Below are 21,924 nucleotides of genomic sequence, written 5' to 3' on the forward strand. Positions count from 1 at the left end.
GGCCGCCGACCGCGTCCTGGCGAAGCTCCCGGTGGCCCTCCTGGTCAGGGACTGAGAAAGAACCCCCTGCCCCCCACCACTCGCAAGCTCGCGGCGGGATCCTGCAGGGGGCCTCAAAACCTGATCGCGTCGATCACCTTGGCGCGGACGGCGATGATCGCGGGCAGCAGCCCCGCGAGGGCGCCGACCGCGGTCGCGGCGATCAGTCCCTCGACGGCGGCGGCCACGGGGAAGCCGGGGTTGTCGGCCAGCGGGACGCCGTCGTTGAAGAACTGCTCGAGCGGCAGGTTCCGCACCAGCACGATCGAGGCGCCGACGGCGACCACACCGGCGACGAACGTCGCGCAGACGCTCTCCAGCATGACCGCGGAGAAGATCCGCCCGGAGCTCGCGCCGAAGCTCCGGCGTACGCCGATCTCCCGGATCCGCTGGCGCACGGTGACCAGGCCGATGTTGAGGACGCCGAGCCCGCCGAGCACGAGGACGACGATCCCGGCACCGCGGATCGCCAGCCGGAGCATGGCCATCGCGGACTCCAGGTCGGCGGCGTCCTGCCGGTTGACCATGACGTCGGTGTCCGGCAGCGCCAGCTCGAGGTCGTGCTGCACGGTCCGGATCACCTGGTCCACCTGCTCCGGCGGCACCCAGAGCTCGAGGGTGGGCGGGCCGTACATCATCGGCGTCCCCTCGGACGCCGTCGCCCGGACGTCGGTCCCGCCGTCCACCCGGTAGACGATCAGCTCTTCCTGGTACCCCTCGCGCACGACGCCGACGATCGTGGCGCGGACCGGCCGCGGGCCGCCGATCATGACCGTGGACGGCGAGGAGAGGTCGCCGATGCCCAGGCGTTCGGCGAACCGCTCGTTGACGACGAGCGCCGGCGACAGGCTCGCGCGGTCGCCCTCCCGGAACCACCGTCCCTGGACGGGCTGGATGCGGTGCAGCGGCCCGTAGGACGGCGTGACGGTCTTGGTCTGCACCTGCATCGCGCCCTCGGGCAGCCGGTAGAGGCCGTCGCCGTAGGTGACGCTCGACGCGCCGGTGATCCCGTACCGCTCGATGAGCGCGGCGACGGCGGCGTCCCACTTCTCCGCGGGCGGGGACATGCCCGTCATCGGGTCGTAGGCCTGGATGCCGATCGTCGCCGGCCGGCCGCTCCAGCGCTCGGACTGCTCCTGCTGGGCCTGGGCCAGCATCTGGCCGAGCGCGGTCACCGTGGTCATCGCGAAGACGGCCAGGAAGACGCCGACCAGGGAGAGCACCACCCGCGACTTGTGCACGCGGACCTCGCCCCACGCCTCCGCGAGCGCGCCCAGCACGCCGGTCATGCCGGCCCCCAGCCGGGGTCGGCGACCGCCGGCCCGTCGACCCCGGAGCGCGACGCGGTGGCGGCCAGGAGGTGCGCGTCCCCGTCGAGGGGGGCGAGGTGGCCGCCCTCGAGGGTGAACCGGCGGTCCGCGAGCGCGGCGACCGAGAGGTCGTGGGTGATCGTCACCAGCGCGGCGCCGGTCTCGGCGGTGACCTCCGTCAGCAGCGCCATGACCCGGGCGCCGGTTTCGACGTCGAGGGCGCCGGTGGGCTCGTCGGCGAGGACGACGCGCGGACGCCGTACCAGCGCCCGGGCGATGGCCACGCGCTGCTGCTCACCGCCCGACAGGCGCTCGGGGACCTGATCGGCCCGCGCACCGAGGCCGACCCGGTCGAGCATCTCGCGCGCCGCGCGGGTGCGCGTGAGGTACGCACGGCCGCTGGCGTAGAGGAGGGGTGCGGCGACGTTCTCCACGGCCGTGCGGCGCGGGAGCAGGTTGAACTGCTGGAAGACGAAGCCGAAGACCTCGCCGCGCAGCCGGGACCTGCGGCGGGCCCGCAGCCGGTCGGTCGGCTCCCCGTCGAGCAGGTAGGCGCCGCCGGTCGGGCTGTCGAGCAGACCCAGGATGTTGAGCAGCGTGGACTTGCCGGAGCCGGAGCGGCCGACGACCGCGACGTGCTCGCCCGCGTCCACCTCGAGGTCGACACCGGTCAGGATCGGCAGCCGCGACCCGTCGGGCAGCGGCACCTCACGGCGCACCCCGCTCAGTGCCATGAGGCTCATCCGACCGGCCCGCCCATGATCGGCTGGCCGGTGAACGGGTCGATCGGGGTGTCGTCGGGCACCGGGACGAACTGCAGGATCTGCTCGCCCTCGGTGAGCCCCTCGCGGATCTCGACCATGTCGCCGTCCGTGAGCCCGAGGGTGACGGCCCGCTCGACCGGCTCTCCGTCCTCGCCGACGACCCACACGTTGCCGGTCTGGACCGAGCCCTGGACGGCGGTGATCGGGACGACGAGCACGTTCTCGGCCAGTCCCGCCTGGATCGTCATCGTGGCACCCATCCCGGCGAAGACCGCGGTCCCGACGGGCACGGCGCAGCGGGCCGTGGTGCCCCCCGACGCGGGTGCGCCGGGATCGGCCGGGGAGCCGGGGTCCGGCTCGTCGGCCGGGGCCGGAGCGGCCGCGCCCAGCACCAGGGAGCCGCACGTGAACGGGGCGGGACCGCCCTGTACCTCGACCTCCGCGGTCGACGGCGGGCTGAGCAGCCGGAACTGCTCGGCCTGCGACAGCGTCGCGGTGACCGACAGGGTGCCCGGGGAGATGGTGCCGACGCGGTCGCCGACGGCGACGATCTGGTCGACCAGCACGTCGAGCGAGGTGAGCGTGCCCGCCTTGGGCGCGCCGACGGTGGCGGTGCGGACCCGGGGCGCGGGCTGGGTGACCGTGGGATTGCCCTCGGCGTCGGTCCCGGTGACGGGTTCGCGCTCCTCCTCCCAGCGGATCTCGAGGAGCGGCTGACCCGCGGTGACCGGGCCGGGCGAGGCCAAGAGCCGGCGGACGGTCCCGGCCGCCGTCGCCTTCACGGTCACGGACGGGTCGGCCACCACCGTGCCGGTCACTGTCACCGTGTTGCTCACCGTCCCCGTCGACACCGGGATCGGGGGGGCGTCGACGTCGACGAACGCCGGTCCGTCCGCCCCCGCGGGGTCCTGCCCGGCGTCGGTACCGCCGCGGAAGGCGAGCACGACGAGGGCCGCCGCGATGACCGCCCAGACGAGCAGGCGCAATGCGGGGAACACGACGGAGCGGACCGAGCTCATGGGTGTCCTCCGGACGTTGATGCACTGGTCGGTGCCGGTTCTGCGGGAACGTAGCGGTCGGCCCTCCGGGACGGAGCGCGTCGGCTCGCGGCGCGCGAGCCCTGTGACTGCAGTGACGGGAGAACCCCGGGCACCTGGATCGGCATGGCTACGGAGTATGCATACCGCGTATGCACCTGGCCAGACACACCGCTGCGACACGCTCGGCCGGAGTCGTGCATCCCTTCCCGCCGGGAGGGTTCGGCACGGGGCCCACGGGCATGATGCGGCCGACACACTCTGCCGTTCCACCCACCCCGCCACCCTCCGGAGGCCCCTGCATGTCCGCTCCCGTCGAGTTCGCCGTCTGGGCGCCGCTGCCCGAGCGGGTGCGGATCCAGGTCGACGGCGCGGTCCACGACATGCAGCGGGAGGACGGCGGCTGGTGGCGGGCCGCGGTCGAGGCCGGACCCGACGCCGACTACGGGTTCCTGATCGACGGCAACGACACCCCCCGGCCCGACCCGCGGAGCCGGCGCCAGCCCGAGGGCGTGCACGGGCTCTCCCGCCGCTTCGATCCCGAGGCCTACGAGTGGGGCGACGGCGCCTGGACCGGACGCCCGCTCGCCGGCGGGGTCGTCTACGAGCTGCACGTCGGCACGTTCACCCCCGAGGGCACGCTCGACGCTGCCATCGGCCGGCTCGGTCACCTGGTGCGGCTGGGCGTCGACTTCGTCGAGCTGCTGCCGGTCAACGCCTTCAACGGCACGCACAACTGGGGCTACGACGGCGTGCTGTGGTACGCCGTCCAGGAGGAGTACGGCGGGCCGGCCGCCTACCAGCGGTTCGTCGACGCATGCCACCAGCAGGGCCTCGGCGTCATCCAGGACGTCGTCTACAACCACCTCGGCCCCTCGGGCAACTACCTGCCGGAGTTCTTCCCGATCTTCGCCGAGGGCGGCGCGAACACCTGGGGCAACTCCATCAACCTGTCGGGCCCCGACTCCGACGAGGTCCGCCGCTACGTCATCGACAACGCGCTCATGTGGCTGCGCGACATGCACGTCGACGGCCTGCGCCTCGACGCCGTCCACGCCCTGGTCGACGAGCGGGCCACGCACGTCCTGGAGGAGATGGCGCAGGAGGTGGACAAGCTGTCGGTCGCAGCCGGCCGCCCCCTGACGCTGATCGCCGAGAGCGACCTCAACGACCCCCGCATGGTCACCCCGCGCGTCGCCGGCGGCATGGGCCTGACCGCGCAGTGGAGCGACGACTTCCACCACGCGCTGCACGCGACCCTGACCGGCGAGGGCCAGGGGTACTACAGCGACTTCGAGGCGGCGGGCCTGGGCGGGGTCGCGAAGACGCTGACCGGCGCGTTCTTCCACGACGGCGCGTGGTCGAGCTTCCGCCGGCGGCACCACGGGCGGCCGGTCGACACCGCGACCCTGCCCGGCTGGAAGTTCCTGGGCTACCTCCAGGACCACGACCAGATCGGCAACCGCGCCGTCGGCGACCGCATCTCCGCGACCCTCTCCCCCGGCCTGCTGGCCGTCGGCGCGACCCTGGTGCTGACCAGCCCGTTCACCCCGATGCTGTTCATGGGCGAGGAGTGGGGCGCGGCCACACCCTGGCAGTTCTTCACCAGCCACCCGGAGCCGGAGCTCGGCAAGGCCACGGCCGAGGGCCGGATCGGTGAGTTCGCCGAGCACGGCTGGGACGCCGACGTGGTGCCCGACCCACAGGACCCGGAGACCTTCAACCGCTCGAAGCTCGACTGGTCGGAGCTCTCGCGGGAGCCGCACGAGCGGCTGCTCGCGGTGCACCGGTCGCTGCTGGCGCTGCGGCGGGCGCACCCCGATCTGGTCGACCCCGACCTGTCGGCGGTCCAGGTCGCCTGGGACGACGCCGACCGCTGGCTGGTGGTCCACCGCGGGTCGCTGCGGGTCGTGGTCAACCTGGCCGACCAGCCGCGGGAGATCGACCTGGACGTCGCCGCCACCGACGTCCTGTTCGCGACCGGCGAGCTGCCGGCTCTCGACGGCGCGACGGTCACCCTGCCGCCGGAGAGCGCGGCCGTGCTCGCCACCCGCTGACGTGCGCCGGCTCCTGCCAAGTCCGGCGGACCTCGACGAGGCCGGCCTGGTCGAGGCCTACCGGCTGCCGGCCGGCCGCCGGCTGCGGATGAACTTCATCGCCTCCCTCGACGGCGCGATCACCGTCGGCGGAGTGAGCGAGGGGCTGGGGTCGGCCGGGGACCGGCGCGTGTTCCGGGTGCTGCGGGCGCTGGCCGACGTGGTGCTCGTCGGGCACGGGACGGCGGCCGCGGAGGGGTACCGGGCGATCACCGCAGACTCCGCCGTCGGACGGCTGCGCGCGTCGATCGGCCGGCCGCCGACCGCGCCGGTCGCCGTCGTCTCACGGCGGGCGTCGCTCGACCCCGCCGACGGGCTGGTGACCGGTGCCGTCTCCCCCACGATCCTCATCACCTGCGCCGCTGCGGACGCCGGCCGGCGGGCGGCGCTCGAAGCGGCCGGGGTGACCGTGCTGGTGTGCGGGGACGACGACGTCGACCTCCCCACCGCAGTCGACCGGCTCGCCGGACTGGGGCACGAGCAGGTGCTGTGCGAGGGCGGCCCCCTGCTGCTGCACGCCTCGCTCGGCGCCGGAGTCGTCGACGAGCTCGACCTCTCGATCGCGCCCGCCCTCGTGGGCGGCGAGACGCGCCTGCTGCCGGCGGGGCTCGCCGACGTGCAGCGGCTGGAGCTGCGCCAGCTCCTCGAGGAGGACGGCGTCCTCTTCGCGCGGTACGACGTCCGCCGCTAGGCCCCCGGCGGCCGGTACGTCACCCGCTGCGCGGTGCGCATCGCCTCCATCGTGTCCTCGACCGTCATGAGCACGGTCGTCTCCAGGTTCGTCACCGCGCCGCCGCTGCCGATGGCGAGCACCACCGCTGCGATCGAGACGTCGTCCGGTGCCTCCCAGAGGGTGACACCGTCGTGCGAGCCGAAGGCGTACCAGAACCCCTGGAGCGTGCCGCCGACCGACTCGACGTACTCGGTCGCGGCCTTCCGGCGGTCCTCGGGGTTGGCGATGAGCCTCGCCCAGGTCTCCGGGGTGTAGCTGAATCTGGTCAGGTAGAGCGGCATCGCGGCGCCTTCCGGTCGTCCCCCGCGCCGCGACGCTAGAACCGCGGCACCGCACCCGTCGATGCCCTCGTGCGCGCCGCTGCTGCTTGACTGACCGGCATGGATCTGCCCGTGATGCCGCCGGTGAAGCCGATGCTGGCCAAGGCCGCGACCAAGGTCCCCACCGCCGAGGGGATGCTCTACGAGCCGAAGTGGGACGGCTTCCGCTGCATCGTCTTCCGGGACGGCGACGAGGTGGAGCTCGGCAGCCGCAACGAGCGCCCGCTGACCCGCTACTTCCCCGAGGTCGTGGCGGCGGTGAAGGCCCACCTCCCCGCGCGGTGCGTCGTCGACGGCGAGATCGTCGTGCCGCAGGGCGACCGGCTGCACTTCGAGTCGCTCCTGCAGCGCATCCATCCCGCCGAGTCGCGGATCAACCTGCTCGCCGAGCAGACCCCCGCGTCCTTCGTCGCCTTCGACCTGCTGGCGCTCGGCGACGAGTCGCTGCTCGAGGTCCCGTTCGCCGAGCGCCGGACCCGGCTGGAGACGGCACTCGACGGCATTCGCCCGCCCGTCTACCTGACCGGGATCACCCGGGAGCCGGAGACCGCCCAGCGATGGTTCCAGACGTTCGAGGGCGCCGGCCTCGACGGCGTCGTGGCCAAGGCGCCGGACCTGCCGTACGGACCGGACCAGCGACTCATGACCAAGGTCAAGCACGTCCGCACCGCCGACTGCGTGGTCGCCGGCTTCCGCTGGCACAAGAGCGGCCCCATCGTCGGCTCGCTGCTGCTGGGGCTCTACAACGACGCCGGCGACCTGCAGCACATCGGGGTGGCCGCGTCCTTCCCGATGGCGCGGCGGGCGGAGCTCGTCGAGGAGCTCGAGCCGTACCGGGCCGAGGCGCTGGACGGGCATCCGTGGCAGGAGTGGGCGAACGCGCAGGTCCAGCAGAACGGCGAAAACCGCATGCCGGGCGCGGTCAGCCGCTGGAACGCGAAGAAGGACCTGTCGTGGGTACCGCTGCGCCCGCAACTGGTGGTGGAGATCAAGTACGACCAGCTCGAGGGCCGTCGACTTCGTCACACCGGCCAGTTCCTCCGGTGGCGACCGGACAGGGACCCGCTGAGCTGCACGTACGACCAGCTGGAGGTCCCCGTGCGCTACGACCTGGCCGAGGTGCTGGAGACCGGGGAGCGCTCCGGACGGCCGTGATCGTCTGCGCGCGGCCCGCTCGCCTCCTACGGTGGTGATCATGCGTCACCACCGCGGCCGCCGGGCCGTCCCTGCGATCCTGCTTGCCCTGGGCATGGTGCTCGCGGGCTGCACCTCGTTCGCCGACTCGCCGGCGGAGGAGGCCTCCTCCCCCGCCGCGACGACGACGGTGGCCGCGCCCGACGTGGCGGAGATCGAGTGGAACGACTGCGACGCGCAGATCCAGCCGCTGATCGCCGACCAGCCCGGCAGCGACCGCGACCTCAGGTTCGAGTGCGGAACCACCGAGGTGCCGATCAGCTACGACGAGCCCGAGGGCGCGACGCTCCCGCTCTTCCTCGTCCGCGCCGTCCTCGCCGGGCAGACCGACCGCATCGGCTCGCTGCTGGTCAACCCCGGCGGGCCGGGCGGTTCCGGTGCCGACGCCGCCATCGGCCTCGCGCTCACCCTCCCCACGGAGGTGCTGGGCCGCTTCGACCTGGTCGGGTTCGATCCCCGCGGGGTCGGCCTGTCGACGCCCGTCGAGTGCATCTCCGACGAGACGAAGGAGCAGATGATCGCCTCCGAGCCGCGGCCGGTGACCGACGCGCAGCTCGACGAGGCCTTCGCGCTCGCCGAGGAGATCGCCGACGGGTGCGCCGAGGAGTACGGCGACGCGCTCGGCACGTTCAACACCGTCGACACCGCGCGCGACATGGACCGGCTCCGTGAGGCGCTCGGCGACGAGCAGCTGAGCTACCTCGGCTACTCCTACGGCACCACGCTGGGCTCCACCTACGCCGAGCTGTTCCCGGACAAGGTGCGGGCGCTGGTGCTCGACGCCGCCGTCGACCCGGACGGCGACGCCACGAGCGACGCCGAGCAGAGCGCCGCGGGCCTGGAGGCCGGCTTCGACGCCTTCGCCACGAACTGCGTCGGGCTGATCGCCGGCTGCCCCATCGGCGGCGACCCCCGCGCGTTCGTCAACGAACTGCTCGCCCAGGCGGCGACGACCCCCATACCGAGCAGCGAGCCGGACACCGACGGCCAGGTCCGCACGGCCACGCCGGGCGTCGTCCTCACGGGGATCGTGGCCGCCCTGTACGACACGGCATCCTGGCCGCAGCTCGCGCAGGCGCTCGCCGCCGCGCGGCAGGGCGACTCCGCCGGGCTGTTCTCCCTCGCCGACAGCTACGCGGGCCGGCTCGAGGACGGCACGTACTCCAACCTGTTCGACGCCAACATCGCGGTGAACTGCGCCGACACCGACGAGACGGTCGAGGAGGACCGCGTGCGGGAGCTCGCCGCCGACTGGAACACCAAGTACCCGCTGTTCGGTGCCGGGTCCGCCGTCGGGCTCTACACGTGCTCGGTCTGGGACGCCGAGCGGACGCCGCTGCCCGAGCGGGACGCCGAGGGCAGCGACCCGATCGTCGTGGTGGGCAACGCCGGCGACCCCGTCACCCCCCTGCCCGGGGCCGTGGACCTCGCCGAGGACCTCGAGAACGGCGTCCTGCTGACCTGGCAGGGCCAGGGCCACACCGCGTACCCGAAGACCGACTGCATCACGGCCGCGGTGAACGCCTACCTGATCAACCTCACGGCGCCCATGGACGGGCTGACCTGCCCTGCGTGACACTCTGCGCTCCATGATCGAGCGGAGCGACTGAATGCCGAGCAGCAAGGACGCCGTCGTCCTCGACGTCGACGGTCACGAGGTGCGCGTCTCCAACCCGGAGAAGCCGTACTTCGGCGACCGTGGGATCCGCAAGATCGACGTCGTCGAGTACTTCGTGTCCGTGGGTCCCGGGATCCTGTTCGCGCTGCGGGACCGGCCGACGACGCTCGAGCGGTGGCCGGGGGGCGTCTTCGAGGGCGCGCGGATCTCCACGCGGGTCGACAACACCGGCGACGCGTTCTACCAGAAGCGGGTGCCCAAGAACGCCCCGCCGTGGGTGCCGACCGCGCACATCACCTTCCCCAGCGGACGGACGGCGGACGAGATCGCGCCGGACTCGGTCGCCGTCGTCGCCTGGTGCGCGAACCTCGGGACGCTGACCTTCCACCCCTGGCCGGTGGACAAGACCGACGTCGAGTCGCCGAACCAGATCCGCATCGACCTCGACCCGCAGCCGGGCACCGATTTCTCCGACGCCGTGTGGGTCGCCCCGCACGTGCGTGAACTGCTCGCCGAGTACGGCATGCAGGGCTGGCCCAAGACCTCAGGCGGCCGGGGCGTGCACATCTACGTGCCGATCCAGCCCCGGTGGACGTTCACCGAGGTGCGGCACGCGGTGATCGCCTTCGGCCGTGAGCTGGAACGCCGGCTGCCCGACCGCGTGACGATGTCCTGGTGGAAGGAGGAGCGCGGCGAGAAGATCTTCATCGACTACAACCAGATGGCCCGGGACCGCACGATCGCCTCGGCCTACTCGATCCGGCCGAAGCCGCACGCCCCGGTCTCGGCACCCCTCGACTGGGCCGAGCTGCCCGCCGTCACGCCGTTCGACTTCGACGTCCTGACCATGCCCGCGCGGTTCAGGGAGGTCGGTGACAAGCACGCCGGTCTCGCCGACCACGCGTTCGGCATCGAGCCGCTGCTCGAGCTCTTCGAGAAGCAGGTGAAGGACGCCGGCCTCGGTGACCTGCCCTATCCCCCCGACTACCCGAAGATGCCGGGCGAGCCGATGCGGGTGCAGCCCAGCCGCGCGAAGCGTCCCACCAGCGACGACACCTGATGCCGGCAGCTTCCCAGGCCTAGTACCGCGCTCACCCGCACGACGACCTCCGACGGGGCAATCCGCATCGAGGTCCCGCTGGCGCCTTCCGGCGGTACCTCCGGGCCGTCGCCGAGGCGCCGCACGACCGCGCGGGGCGGCGTCGCCGGCGGCCACCCACGCCGGGACATCGTCGGCCGACAGCCGGCGGGAGATCCGCCGGGTCGCCCTTCATCTGGCCGCCGTGGGCGAGGCACCCGCCCCGACCGCCTTCTTCTCCGCCAGACCCTCGACGGGTATTCGCACCGAGAACGTGGTTCCCACACCGAGAACGGACTCCACGGTCAGGGTCCCGCCGTGGCCTTCCTGGACCACTCCACGAGCCAGTGGGAGGCCCTGTCCGCTGCCGCGGCCCACGTCCTTGGTCGTGAAGAACGGATCGAAGATCATCGGGCGCACGTCGTCCGGGATCCCCGCGCCGGTGTCACTGACGCGGACGACGACGTCCTCACCCTCCAGAGCCGTGGCCACCGTGATCACTCCGCGGCGTTCCGTCTCTGCGATGGCGTCCGCCGCGTTCACGATCAGGTTCAGGAACACCTGGTTGAGATCGGCGATGTTGCACCGCACGGGCGGTAGGTCGGCCAGGTCCAGCACGAGCTCAGCCACCTCGCTGACTTGGTGCCGGGTCACGGTGACGGTGGCCGCCACGGCCTCGTTGAGGTCCGCGGGCACCTGCTCCTTGTGACCCTGATGGCTGAACGTCTTCATGGCCCGGACGATGGTGGACACCCGCTCGATGCCCTCCAGCGTCTGCTCGACAGCGCTGGGGATCTCCTTCTGGAGATAGTCGAAGTCGATGCCTGCCTCCGCCTGCCGCACGCGCTCCTGCCGCTCGATCCATCCGATGGGGTTGGAGGTGTCCAGCAGCCCCCGGTAGATCTCGACCACGCGGATGAGTTCCTGGTAGGCCTCCTCGAGGAAGCGGGCGTTGTCCCCGACGAACTGGATGGGTGAGTTGATCTCGTGCGCCAGGCCGGCCGAGAGCCGGCCCAGCGATTCCAGTTTCGATTCCTGGTGGAACTCGGCATCACGGGCCTTCTGCTCACCGATGTTCCGCGCGATCCCCACGACTCCGGTGGGCTCGCCGTCCGGGTCGCAGATCAGGGACAGGACCAGCGACGCATGCACCGTCGAGCCGTCCCCGCGCCGATGTGCGATCTCGAGGGAGCCGGGCGCCCCGCGCATCACCCCGTCCACGGCCTCGACGATGGCCGGAACCGCCTCCGGGCTGAGCGTTGCGAAGGATCGCCCCAGCGCGTCGTGGGGCGCATACCCGTAGAGCTCCGTCGCCGCCGGATTCCAGTGGGTGACCAGTCCGTCCAGGGACACCGTGACGATGGCGTCCTCCGTGGAGGACAGGATGGCCGCGTAGCGGCCGAGTTCATCGCTCTGCGCGGTGAGCCGCTCGTCGGCATCGTCGAGGCGCTGGCGCAGACGAATCAAGGTCGAGGCCCTCGCCGCCCACAGTGCGGCCGAGGCGAACAGCAGCCCGGCGCAAGCGCCGACCTGCCAGAGGCTGCCCGTCGGCACACGCAGGAAGATCGCCACCGAGGCCATCGCCATGACGTAGCCGGCCACGAGTTCACCGCGCTCCCGGGCGTGGGGCCTGCGACCGGTCGGCGCGGCCGCGCGGTCCTCCTCACCACCCGGCCGTTCGAGCATCACGGCGGTGGTGACGTCGTTCGCACGCATGTGGACTCCTGGCGATCGCCGGCACGGACCCCCTTCGGAAGTCATTGAAGATCTCGACAATGGGCGCCGCTGTGTTGATCACGCATTCTCGATGGGGCTCATCGATAGAAGTCGCCCCTGCTCCGCTTCAAGCTCGACCCGACCGTGACGAGAGAACTGAACGGCTGAAGTTCGCCGCGTGAAGAGGTCGACCTCCAGGAGTACCCGTGAATTTCTCTCATGGTCTGCTGTCCCGTACGGATGGCGATTCCGTGCCCATTCTCCTCGTCGACGACGAGGTCGCGATCCTGGACGGACTGAGGCGTCAGCTCCGCAAGAAATTCCAGGTGCACACAGCCAATGGCGGTGCGGAGGCCCTCGAGTTGTTGCAGACCGAGCCGGTCACCGTGGTGGTCTCGGACATGCGGATGCCGCAGATGGACGGTGCGACCTTCCTGTCCCGGGTCCGCGCCCTGCACCCGGACGTCGTCCGGATCCTGCTGACCGGCCAGACCGACACACAGGCCGCGATCACCGCAGTCAACGAGGGACAGATCTACCGCTTCCTCACCAAGCCTTGTCCGCCCGAGGTCCTCCTCGAGGAGATCGGCAACGCCGTTGAGCTCAACCGCCTCCTGACCGCCGAGAAGGAAGTTCTCGGCACGACGCTGCGCCGCACGGTGGAGGCCCTGACCGCCACGCTGTCGCTGGCGCAGCCTGCGGCGTTCGGTCGCGCGGTCCGTGTCACGCGGACCGTCACCGAGCTGGCCGAGGCTCTGGAGGTCAAGGACCCGTGGGAGCTCGAGGTGACGGCGATGCTGTCCCACCTCGGGGCCGTCACCCTTCCTCCGGCCGTCCTCGCCAAGCTGGACGCCGGACGACCCCTGACCGAGGAGGAGGCGGAGATGGTCGCCCGCATTCCGGCGATCAGTCGTGATCTGGTGAGCACCATCCCCCGACTGGAAGGCGTGGCCCAGGCGATCGGCTGGCACCTCGCCCGCTACGACGGCGAGGGGTCGGCCGGGGATGTCCCCCGTGGGGAGGACCTCCCGATGGCGGCTCGGATCCTCCGACTGGCGGCCGACTTCGACGCGGGTATGTCACAGCGGCCGTCCGTGCAGGCGACCATCAGCGCTCTGCGGGCCGACGCCGGCGCGTACGACCCCCATGTGCTCGCTGCGCTGGTGACGTCCCACGACGTCCCGGACACCCAGGGTCCGCCGCGAGACGTCGACGTCGACGATCTCGAACCGGGCATGGTCGTCTTCGACGACGTCTACACGACCGAGGGCGTCCTCCTCATCAGTCGAGGGACCGAGGTGACCGACCCGCTGATCCTCCGTATCGAGAATTACGCGCGGCAGAAGCGGGTCGAGCGCCGGATCCGTGTGCACGGCTGAGTTGATCGGCCCCCTCACAGCGGCCGGGCACGGGACGCGTGCTCATCTGCGTCGCCGATGACTGCGCGGTCCCGTAGCCAGCCCAGCAGGTCCTCCGCCGGCATGGGGCGCGCGATGTAGTAGCCCTGGGCGAACGTGCAGCCGAGGGCCGCCGTCAAGGCCAGCTGTTCGACGGTCTCCACTCCCTCGGCCAGCGCCCGCATGCCGAAGGCCTTCGCCAGGGCGACGACGGCGGCGATGGCCGCGGCCGACTGGCTCCGGCGGTCGGCCGCACCGGCCACCAGGCTGCGGTCGATCTTGAGGAGTCCGGCGGGGATGTTGACCAGCTGTCCCAGGGACGAGAAGCCGCTGCCGAAGTCGTCGATCGCCACCTCGACGCCGGATCGACGCAGCGCGGCGAATTGCGCCGCGGCCCGCTCCGGGTCCTCGGCCACCGTGGTTTCGGTCAGCTCGACGATCAACCGTTCCGGCGGGAGACCCGCCGCGGCGAGTGCCGCGGCGACGTCGTCCGCCATCGATCCGGCGGACAGCGAGGCGGCGCTGACGTTGACGCTCACCAGGAGCGGCAGGCCCGTGCCTGCCCACTCCGCGGCCTGCCGGGTGGCTGTGGAGAGCACCCATCGGGTCAGTGGTGCGATCAGCTCGTACACCTCTGCCAGGGCGATGAAGTCACCGGGTGGCAGCAGTCCTCGCTCCGGATGCTGCCAGCGGACCAGGGCCTCGACGCCGTGCACCCGCCCGGACGGGAGATGAAGGATCGGCTGGTAGTGGAGAACGAGCTGGTCCGAGTCGATCGCCTCGCGCAGCTCGCTGGCCACCCTGACTTTCCTCTGCACCGCGTCCCGGAGGTTCCCGCTGAACACTTGCATCCTGCTGCGGCCGCGCCGCTTGGCCGCGTACATCGCAAGGTCGGCGTCTCGGATCAGGTCGGTCGGCCGGGCTCCTGCGGGGTCGCCACCCCGCGCGGTCGCGACCCCGATGCTCGCGGTCAACCGAGCCTCGCGGCCGTCGAGGTCGAAGGGCTCGTCGAAGATGCCCTGGAAACGCTCGGCCAGTGCGACTCCGCCCGGGGTGTCGCAGTTCCGGCAGAGGACGACGAACTCGTCTCCACCGAGCCGGCCGACGGTGTCTTCCGACCGCGTCCGGGCGACCAGCCGCCCGGCGATCTGACGCAGCAGGTCGTCACCCACCTCGTGCCCCTGGGAGTCGTTGACGTCCTTGAAGCCGTCGACATCCAGGAAGAGGACGGTGACCGGAGGTCGGTCCGGCCGCTGCAGTTCGGCATCGATGAGCTCGTGGAGAGCGGCACGGTTCGGAAGTGCGGTGAGGTCGTCGTGCCGGGCCTGCCACGCCGACACCCGCTCCGCCAGCACCCGATCGGTCACATCGGTGTGGGTGACGACGACCTGTCCTTCCTCGCCCACCCGCGAGGCCTGCAGGTGGTACCAGCGGATGCCGGTCGGATGCTTCACGGAGTAGTCCGTGGCAACAGATTCCCGCTCGCCACGGGACAGCGCCCGCAGCGAAGCGACGATCCTCCGGCCGACGGCATTCCCGCAGGCACGCCGAGCCATCGCGAAGTAATTGATCCCGAAACCGACCTGGATCCGGTCGTCGTCGACCGTCTCGACCGCGGCCACCCACGCGCGGTTGGTCAGCAGGACGATGCCGTCGGCATCCAGCAGTACGGTCGGCGAAGGCAGTGCATCGAGTACTGCGATGGAGAGGACGGCCGAGTTTCCTCGGGCCACCTGGCCCCGCCGAGGGGCGGGGACGAGTTGGGTGCTGTACACAGGAACTCCCGGCGATATCCGAAATGGCGCCCCCGGTCGAGGGCACCCTGGATTTCGTCGCGCGCCGCTATCCAATTGATCGAGCGGTTCCGCTGGGTGATATCGAATACGTCGATGGCAAGAACCCGAGCAGAGATGGCGATGGCGATGGCGAGGAGGAACTGGTGCCGAAACCTGCGATCGATCGACACTCTCGTCCGGTCGACATTCCGTAGGCTCTCGCCCGGAGGGTGACCGGAGCGAGGGCTCGGGACTCCTGGGCGCACGAGCATCCCGCCGCCGTCGGGGGACCTCGCTTCCCCTGTGTCCCCGGCCCTCGCCGCGTCCCTCCACTGGACGAGGACACCGACCTTCGACAGTGGCGTGTTCGGAAGCCGAAGGAGGTCGACCGAGTCCACGACCCCTGATGCACCCACGGACCGGGCGTGCCACGCTGGAGGAGATCTCCTCCAGGAGGTGGTCGTGCACCCATCCGGCAGCCGGCGAGCGTCACTCCCCGCGTCCGGCGAGCGACCGCCGCAGGCAGTCCTCGACGTGGTGACGAACTGCCCGTTGCCCTCACTGCTGCTCGCGGTGCCGTCCGAGCAGATCCTGGCCGCGAGCGGCAACGCCGAGCACCTGCTGTGCCCGGCCGGTGGCTCGCCGGTGGGCCGGTCGTTCGAGGACTTCACTGCCGACGAGCCGACCGGAGCTCCGGAGCTGGTGGTGGCCGGCCACCTGGACGGCTACGAGGCGCGGCGCGCGATTCGCCGTGGCGACCGGACCGTCCCGGTGACCGTGTGGATCCGCGTGGTGAGCCGACCGGAAGGGCGCAATCTCGCGCTCGCGAAGCTGCTGCCCGATGCGGTGACCCTCGGAGAGGCGCTGCGGCGACCGCCCGGATCGACCGCCGAGACGGTCGTCGGCTCCACCGACGCGCATCTCACGGTGGACCGCATCAGCACGGACGTCGCCGCGCTGCTGGAACATCGAGCGCACGATGTGGTCGGCCAGTCGTTGCTCCGACTCGTCGATCCAGCCGATGTGACACCGCTGCTGAGGGCTCTGGCGCGCAGTTCCGAAACCGGCCTGGGCACGAGTCTCCCCGTGCGACCAGCCATGTTCGGCTTCCGTGCGAACCGCTGCCAGATGGTGCTGCTGCCGATGGAGCCCTCACCCAGCTTCGCCTTCGCGCTGGTCGACGAGGAAGCCGCCGACGCGTTGAGGTCCGCGCCGGGCATGACACAGGCCTTGTGGCAGTTCGACCAGATCGTGCGTTCGGCAACCGCCTCTCGGATGGCCGCGGAGCTGCCCGCGGATCGGGGGCTGGACCGGCTGTCCGGGCGGGAGTTGGAGATCGTGGTGCGGCTGATGCACGGTGACCGCGTGCGCGCGATCGCCGAGTCCCTGTTCCTGAGCCCCAGCACGGTGCGCAACCATCTGTCGGCGGTGTTCCGCAAGATGCGCGTCGGCTCACAGCAGGAGCTCATCCATCTGCTGCGGGCGACGGACGGTCCGTCCAGCCACTCGTGACAGGCCGTCCATACCGCGCCGACCGGTGGACGTGGATCCTGGGGCCGTGACCGGCGGACGGACTCCTGGTGAGCACCCCGCGGAGGGCGTGCCCGCCGGCCGACGACGACCGCCGGTCACACATCACGCGGGCCGGTGGCGGACAGCGATTCCGCGGTCCTTTCCGGTCGCCGTCCTCCGCCGACCTGCCCTGCCGTGGAGCTGAGGCAATTCGAGCACTTCCTCGCCGTCGTCGAGGAGGGCTCGTTCACCCGTGCCGCCGCCCGCGTGTTCATGGTGCAGTCCAGCCTCTCGGCGTCGCTGCTGTCCCTGGAGCGCGAGCTCGGCACCGAGCTGTTCATCCGCGGTCGCCGCGGGGCCGAGCTGACCGATGCGGGCCGGGCGTTCCTCGGCCCCGCCCGGGCGGCGCTGCGCGAGGCCGACCGCGCGCGGGACGCCGTCGCCGAGGTCGAGGGGCTGCTGCGCGGCTCGGTGCGCGTCGCCACCGTGCCGCTGCCCCGGGCGCTCGACATGAGCCCGACCATCGGCCGGTTCCGCGCCGAGCATCCGGGCGTGGACCTGCGTGTCGTTCCCACCGGCACGCAGGAGGCGGTGCAGCTCGTGGCCGACGGCGAGGCCGACTTCGCCATCGCCCCACTCCCCCCGCAGGCGGGCCGCAGCCTGCGCTTCCGAACGCTGTACCCCAGCCCCCTCGTGGCCGTCTGCCCCGCCGGCCACGGTGTCTCCGGAGCAGGGGATCTCGACCCCCGGGACCTGTTGGAAGAGCCCCTCATCGACCTACCCCGCGGATGGTGGGCCCGCGCCCTGTTCGATCGCCTCCTGGAGGAGCGGGGACTGCACCGCGACGTCTGGCTGGAGGTGGCCGACTGGCACTCAGTCCTGACGATGGTGCAACAAGGCGTGGGGATCTCCTACGGCCCAGCGGCGTGCATCGATCTGGAGACCTTCGACCGCATCGACCTCGTCGCGCTGGACGGTGCCCCCACCTGGGAACTCGGCGTGGTCACCCGGGAAGACGGCCCGCGTGGGGCCGCGGGCCGCGCCTTCCTCGCCACCTACCTCGACCGGTGGCGGGGCGCGGTGCCGGAGTGAGCAACCAACGGCAAGCCCTGTGGCGAGGCCGGCCCACTCCTTGACCGGCTGGGCCGTCAGGCAGTAGTTCGTGGAGCGCGCCCCGCAGTACATGCGGTGGCCCGGGCCACGTCGGACGGCAGGAAGCGCTCCCCGGATTCTCGTACCGAGGTGGCGGCCGGCTCGACGTCCCTGCGGCCCCACGGCACACGCAGCTCCGGAACGCGACCGGACCCCACGGCCATCCAGCAGCGTGTGGAGAGCGAGTACTCCTCGGCTCCCCGAGCTCCGTCCCATCGCCGCCATCGATGGCGGCCAACGACAACGCGTGATGCAGCGGACGGCGCGTCGTGCCGACTTCTTCCCCAGCGTCCTCGGGTGAGGGCCGCTGCCGGGAAGGCGTCGGGCCGTGCGCGCAGACCTTCCCACCCATGCCGATCGAGGGGGGCGAGCGGTGGGGCGGTGCGCATCCCTGCGTCCGACCGGCGGGAGAACAGGAAGGAACCCTGATGGGGATGAACAAGAGGGGACGGGCGACGAGGCCGACGCTCGCGTTCGACGAGCTCGGGACCGGAGTGGCCCTCCGCGTGGGCCGGATCACGACCGTCGCCACCGCCACAGCGCTGGTCGTGGGGCTGACGGGCCCGGTGACGGCACAGGCGTCGCCCGGGACTGCTGCCGACTCGGTGGAGGTGATCGTCCAGGAGGCCGCCGGCGCCGGTGATCTCCCGGAGCGGGCCGTCACTGCGCTCGGGGGCACCGTCGAGGAGCCGCTCGCCATCATCGGCGGGTTCACCGCCACGCTGCCGGCGAACCGTCTTGCGGCTCTGCGTGGGGCGGCCGGCGTCATCTCGGTGACCGAGAACGCGCCCGTGGAGCTGCTCGACGCCGTCCCCGCCGAGGTACAGGATCAGGCGGGCTCGATGTTCCGGGTCACCCACGAGGTGACCGGCGCGACCGCCCTGTGGGAACGCGGCGTCGACGGCAAGGGCGTGGACGTCGCCCTGCTCGACTCCGGTGTCGTGCCCGTGGAGGGCCTCTCGGGCAGGGACAAGGTCGTCTACGGCCCGGACCTCTCCTTCGAGTCCCAGGTCTGCGACGAGGACGGCTGCGAGGGCAGCCCCCAGCGGAACCTGGACACCTACGGTCACGGCACACACCTGGCAGGGATCATCGCGGGGCGCGACTCCAACGCGAACCCGCGGACCTTCCGCGACCCGAACACCTTCGCCGGCGTGGCCCCCGGGTCGCGCATCGTCAGCCTGAAGCTCGCCGACGCCATCGGAGCGACCGACGTGTCGCAGGTGATCGCCGGGATCGACTGGGTCGTGCAGAACAGGAACCGCAACGGCCTGAACATCCGGGTGCTCAACCTGTCCTTCGGCACCGACGGTGTGCAGGACTACCAACTCGACCCGCTGACCTACGCCGTCGAGCAGGCGTGGCACGCCGGCATCGTCGTCGTGGTCGCCGCCGGCAACGGCGGGTTCGGCACGCCGAAGCTGAACAACCCGGCCTACGACCCGTACGTGATCGCCGTCGGTGGCGCGGACAGCCGCGGCACGTACGACGTGCAGGACGACGTGGTCCCGGCGTGGTCGAGCACCGGTGACGGCACGCGCAACCCTGACATCGTCGCGCCCGGCGCCTCGATCGTCAGCCTGCGAAGCCCGGGCTCGTACCTCGACGAGAGCTACCCGAACGCGCGCCAGAGCGAGCGGTTCTTCCGGGGCAGCGGCACCTCGCAGGCCGCCGCTGTCGTGTCCGGTGCCGCCGCCCTGCTGATCCAGCAGCGCCCCGACGCGACGCCGGACCAGATCAAGGCGCTGCTCATGGGCACCGCCCAGCGGCTGCCGGTCGCCGACCCGATCGCCCAGGGCGACGGCATCATCGACCTGCGCGCCGCACGTGACGCCGCAGCACCGCAGGCCGTGCAGTCATGGCCACGGGCCACCGGTCTGGGCACGCTCGAAGGAGCGCGTGGTACGGCCAACCTGGCGTACGACGGCACCCCGCTCGAGGGTGAGCTCGACGTCCGCGGTCAGGCGTGGGACCCGGCCGTGTGGGCTGCGGCGTCCGCTGCCCAGAGCACGTGGACCGGCGGCCAGCTGAGGAAGGGCACCTGGACCGGCGGTGCCTGGAACGGCACCGACTGGTTCGTGGCCGACCCCGGTGACGGGGTGAACTGGAACGGCCGCATCTGGGGCGGCCAGACCTGGTCGAGCCTGACCTGGGCCGGTCGCATCTGGGGCGGCCGCATCTGGGGCGGGGATGCCTGGACAGGTCGCATCTGGGGCGGCCGGATCTGGGGCGGCAACGCCTGGGCCGGCCGCATCTGGGGTGGTGCCACCTGGTCCGGCGCGGACTGGGCCTGATCCCGTGAGGACGACGATGACGGACACCCGACCCGCGGGCGGGCGGGGGTGGTCCTGGCTGACCACGACCCACCGCATCACGCTGCTCGCGGCGGTGATGTCACTGACCGCCGTGGCGGTGTTCGTCATCGTCGTCCAGGACCTGCCCGGGTTGCACGCACCGGTCGGCCTGCCCTGGTGGATGTGGGTCGCGGCCTTCGCCGCCGGCGAGGTCATGGTCGTGTGGGTCCAGCTGAAGCGGGACGCGCACGGTTTCACCCTCACCGACCTGGTGCTGGTCGCGGGCCTGTATCTGGGCGACCCGGCCACGGTCGTCGTGACCCAGCTCGTCGGCACCGGTCTGGCGCTGGCGCTACGCCACCGACAGACCGGGCTCAAGCTCGCCTTCAACCTCGCCCAGAACGCCCTCACCGGCTCGCTCGCCGTGGTCGTGTTCACCGAACTGGCCCGTGGCACCGACTGGGACAGCCTCTGGCGCTGGACGGCCGCCCTGATCACCGTCGCGGCCACCACGCTGGCCGCGGACGTGTGCCTGTTCGCCGCGCTCAGCATCTCCGAGGGGTCGCTGCACGTCCGCGAGCTGCCGCGCATGCTGGCGCTCTCCCTGCCGTTCGCCGTCGGGGTGGCGGCCATGGGACAGCTCGTCGCGTACCTCGCCGCGCAGAGCCCCGGGGCGCTGCTCCTGCTCGTGCTGCCCTCCGCCCTGCTGTTCTCCGCCTATCGGGCCTACACGCACGCCCGGGAGCAGCAGAACAACCTCCGACTGCTGCACGAGATCACGTCGCTGCTCTACAACAGTGACAACGCCACTGCCGCCCTCACCAACTTCCTGACCTCCGTGCGCGGCGCCTTCAAGGCGGAGGTGGCCGAGCTCGTCCTGCTCGGTGACGGCCAGGCTGCGGTCACGGTCAGCCGCAGCAGCGAGGGACACGAGCCGATCGCGCTGCTGCCGCTCGAGGACACGAGCGACGTCAGCCAGGTCGTGGACTGGGCCACGGGCAACGGCGTGCTGACCAGCCGCACGCGCACCACCCGCGGCTCTCAACTGGACTGCTACGCCGCTCGGCGCGGCTTCAAGGACGCCATGGTGACGGTCCTGCAGACGGAGGACCGGGTCCACGGCCTGCTACTGGTGGGGAACCGGCTGGGGGACGTGGCCACGTTCTCCGACAGCGATCTGACGCTGCTGGGGACCCTCGCCCGACACGTGGCCACCTCCATGGACAGGGGACGCCTCGAGCGGGACCTGCGCCAGGTCACCGAGCTCAAGGAAGAACTGCGACACCAGGCGATGCACGACGCCCTCACCGGGCTGCCCAACCGGACGCTCTTCCTGGACCGCACGCAGCACGCCGTGCACCTGGCCGGCCGCAACGGCCTCTGGCCCGCCGTCCTCTACATCGACCTGGACGGCTTCAAGCCGGTCAACGACACCCATGGGCACGAGGCTGGGGACCTGCTGCTCCAGGCATTCGCCCAGCGGCTGCAGGACTCCGTCCGGGCTGCCGACACCGCCGCTCGCCTGGGCGGGGACGAGTTCGCCGTGCTCCTGCACGGGCCCGTCGACCGCGCCGGCATCCAGCAGGTGCTCTCCCGTGTTCGGGCCCAACTCGACCTGCCCATCGACCTCGGCGCCGGACGCGTCGCCAGGATCGGGGCCAGCATCGGCGTCGCGATCGCAGAACCCGGCATCGACGTCGACGGGCTCGTCCGCTGCGCCGACAGCGCCATGTACGCCGCCAAACGCGGCGGCCGTAACCGTGACGTCTTCTACGATCCCGGGCTCGTGGAACCCGATGGCCGGCGGCCGGTCCCCTCGGCGGAGCCGGCCGGCGCCCTGGGGCACGGCGAGTTCACCGTCGTCTAGCTGCACCGACCTGTCGGGGCGG

General features: G+C 71.7%; 17 protein-coding genes. 11 read left to right on the forward strand and 6 right to left on the reverse strand.

The features are described from left to right. Window positions 1-113: 113 nt before the first annotated feature. Genes E4P40_RS14260 through E4P40_RS14270 form a run of 3 tightly spaced genes read right to left on the reverse strand, consistent with a single transcriptional unit; the run spans window position 114 to window position 3,132 of the window. Window positions 114-1,328 (reverse strand): ABC transporter permease, encoded by a 1,215-nt coding sequence (locus E4P40_RS14260; protein WP_135159226.1) that lies wholly within the window; start codon window positions 1,326-1,328, stop codon window positions 114-116. Continuing rightward, a complete protein-coding gene (locus E4P40_RS14265) occupies window positions 1,325-2,083 on the reverse strand; it encodes an ABC transporter ATP-binding protein (RefSeq protein WP_245160347.1) in 759 nt (252 codons plus the stop codon). The genes E4P40_RS14260 and E4P40_RS14265 overlap by 4 nt, the downstream gene beginning before the upstream one ends. Before the next feature lie 5 nt (window positions 2,084-2,088). Then, the gene (locus E4P40_RS14270) at window positions 2,089-3,132 is read right to left on the reverse strand and encodes a hypothetical protein (protein ID WP_209305330.1); all 1,044 of its coding nucleotides are present in this window, start codon (window positions 3,130-3,132) and stop codon (window positions 2,089-2,091) included. A gap of 320 nt (window positions 3,133-3,452) precedes the next feature. On the opposite strand from E4P40_RS14270, the gene treZ reads away from it, so the two are divergent. Further along, a complete protein-coding gene (gene treZ, locus E4P40_RS14275; protein WP_135159228.1) occupies window positions 3,453-5,207 on the forward strand; it encodes a malto-oligosyltrehalose trehalohydrolase in 1,755 nt (584 codons plus the stop codon). Window position 5,208: 1 nt separating this feature from the next. Further along, on the forward strand, window positions 5,209-5,937 hold the full coding sequence (locus tag E4P40_RS14280) for a dihydrofolate reductase family protein (protein WP_135159229.1): 729 nt from the start codon (window positions 5,209-5,211) through the stop codon (window positions 5,935-5,937). Here the strand turns inward: E4P40_RS14280 and E4P40_RS14285 are convergent. Next, on the reverse strand, window positions 5,934-6,260 hold the full coding sequence (locus E4P40_RS14285; RefSeq protein ID WP_135159230.1) for a GYD domain-containing protein: 327 nt from the start codon (window positions 6,258-6,260) through the stop codon (window positions 5,934-5,936). The genes E4P40_RS14280 and E4P40_RS14285 overlap by 4 nt on opposite strands. A gap of 99 nt (window positions 6,261-6,359) precedes the next feature. Here E4P40_RS14285 and E4P40_RS14290 point away from each other — a divergent pair, with 99 nt between their 5' ends. The 3 genes from E4P40_RS14290 to E4P40_RS14300 are packed head-to-tail and all read left to right on the forward strand — an operon-like array spanning window position 6,360 to window position 10,171. Continuing rightward, entirely contained in the window at window positions 6,360-7,454 is a 1,095-nt protein-coding gene (locus E4P40_RS14290) for an ATP-dependent DNA ligase (RefSeq protein ID WP_135159231.1), read from the forward strand. A gap of 40 nt (window positions 7,455-7,494) precedes the next feature. After that, window positions 7,495-9,069, forward strand: a complete 1,575-nt coding sequence (locus E4P40_RS14295; RefSeq protein ID WP_135159232.1) for an alpha/beta hydrolase — start codon at window positions 7,495-7,497, stop codon at window positions 9,067-9,069. A 34-nt stretch (window positions 9,070-9,103) separates the two neighbouring features. Continuing rightward, the gene (locus E4P40_RS14300; protein ID WP_135159233.1) at window positions 9,104-10,171 is read left to right on the forward strand and encodes a DNA polymerase domain-containing protein; all 1,068 of its coding nucleotides are present in this window, start codon (window positions 9,104-9,106) and stop codon (window positions 10,169-10,171) included. 210 nt (window positions 10,172-10,381) lie between these two features. On the opposite strand, the gene E4P40_RS14305 is transcribed toward E4P40_RS14300, so the two are convergent. Further along, complete coding sequence (locus E4P40_RS14305) at window positions 10,382-11,905, reverse strand: ATP-binding protein (protein ID WP_167762232.1); 1,524 nt, start codon at window positions 11,903-11,905, stop codon at window positions 10,382-10,384. A gap of 251 nt (window positions 11,906-12,156) precedes the next feature. Between E4P40_RS14305 and E4P40_RS14310 the strand changes: the two genes are divergently transcribed. After that, window positions 12,157-13,284 (forward strand): HD domain-containing phosphohydrolase, encoded by a 1,128-nt coding sequence (locus tag E4P40_RS14310; protein ID WP_167762233.1) that lies wholly within the window; start codon window positions 12,157-12,159, stop codon window positions 13,282-13,284. Between the two features lie 14 nt (window positions 13,285-13,298). Here the strand turns inward: E4P40_RS14310 and E4P40_RS14315 are convergent, their stop codons facing one another. After that, a complete protein-coding gene (locus E4P40_RS14315) occupies window positions 13,299-15,077 on the reverse strand; it encodes a bifunctional diguanylate cyclase/phosphodiesterase (RefSeq protein WP_135159236.1) in 1,779 nt (592 codons plus the stop codon). Window positions 15,078-15,100: 23 nt separating this feature from the next. On the opposite strand from E4P40_RS14315, the gene E4P40_RS14320 reads away from it, so the two are divergent. The 5 genes from E4P40_RS14320 (at window position 15,101) to E4P40_RS14340 (ending at window position 21,902) form a co-directional block, all read left to right on the forward strand. After that, window positions 15,101-15,292 (forward strand): hypothetical protein, encoded by a 192-nt coding sequence (locus tag E4P40_RS14320; protein ID WP_135159237.1) that lies wholly within the window; start codon window positions 15,101-15,103, stop codon window positions 15,290-15,292. Window positions 15,293-15,650: 358 nt separating this feature from the next. Beyond that, window positions 15,651-16,589: a LuxR C-terminal-related transcriptional regulator gene (locus E4P40_RS14325; protein ID WP_135159238.1), complete on the forward strand. Its 939-nt coding sequence runs from the start codon at window positions 15,651-15,653 to the stop codon at window positions 16,587-16,589. Between the two features lie 195 nt (window positions 16,590-16,784). After that, entirely contained in the window at window positions 16,785-17,681 is an 897-nt protein-coding gene (locus tag E4P40_RS14330; protein ID WP_167762234.1) for a LysR family transcriptional regulator, read from the forward strand. Window positions 17,682-18,169: 488 nt separating this feature from the next. Beyond that, a complete protein-coding gene (locus tag E4P40_RS14335) occupies window positions 18,170-20,035 on the forward strand; it encodes a S8 family serine peptidase (protein WP_167762235.1) in 1,866 nt (621 codons plus the stop codon). A gap of 16 nt (window positions 20,036-20,051) precedes the next feature. After that, complete coding sequence (locus E4P40_RS14340; protein WP_167762236.1) at window positions 20,052-21,902, forward strand: diguanylate cyclase; 1,851 nt, start codon at window positions 20,052-20,054, stop codon at window positions 21,900-21,902. Window positions 21,903-21,924: the final 22 nt, after the last annotated feature.

The organism is Blastococcus sp. CT_GayMR20, from assembly GCF_004570345.1.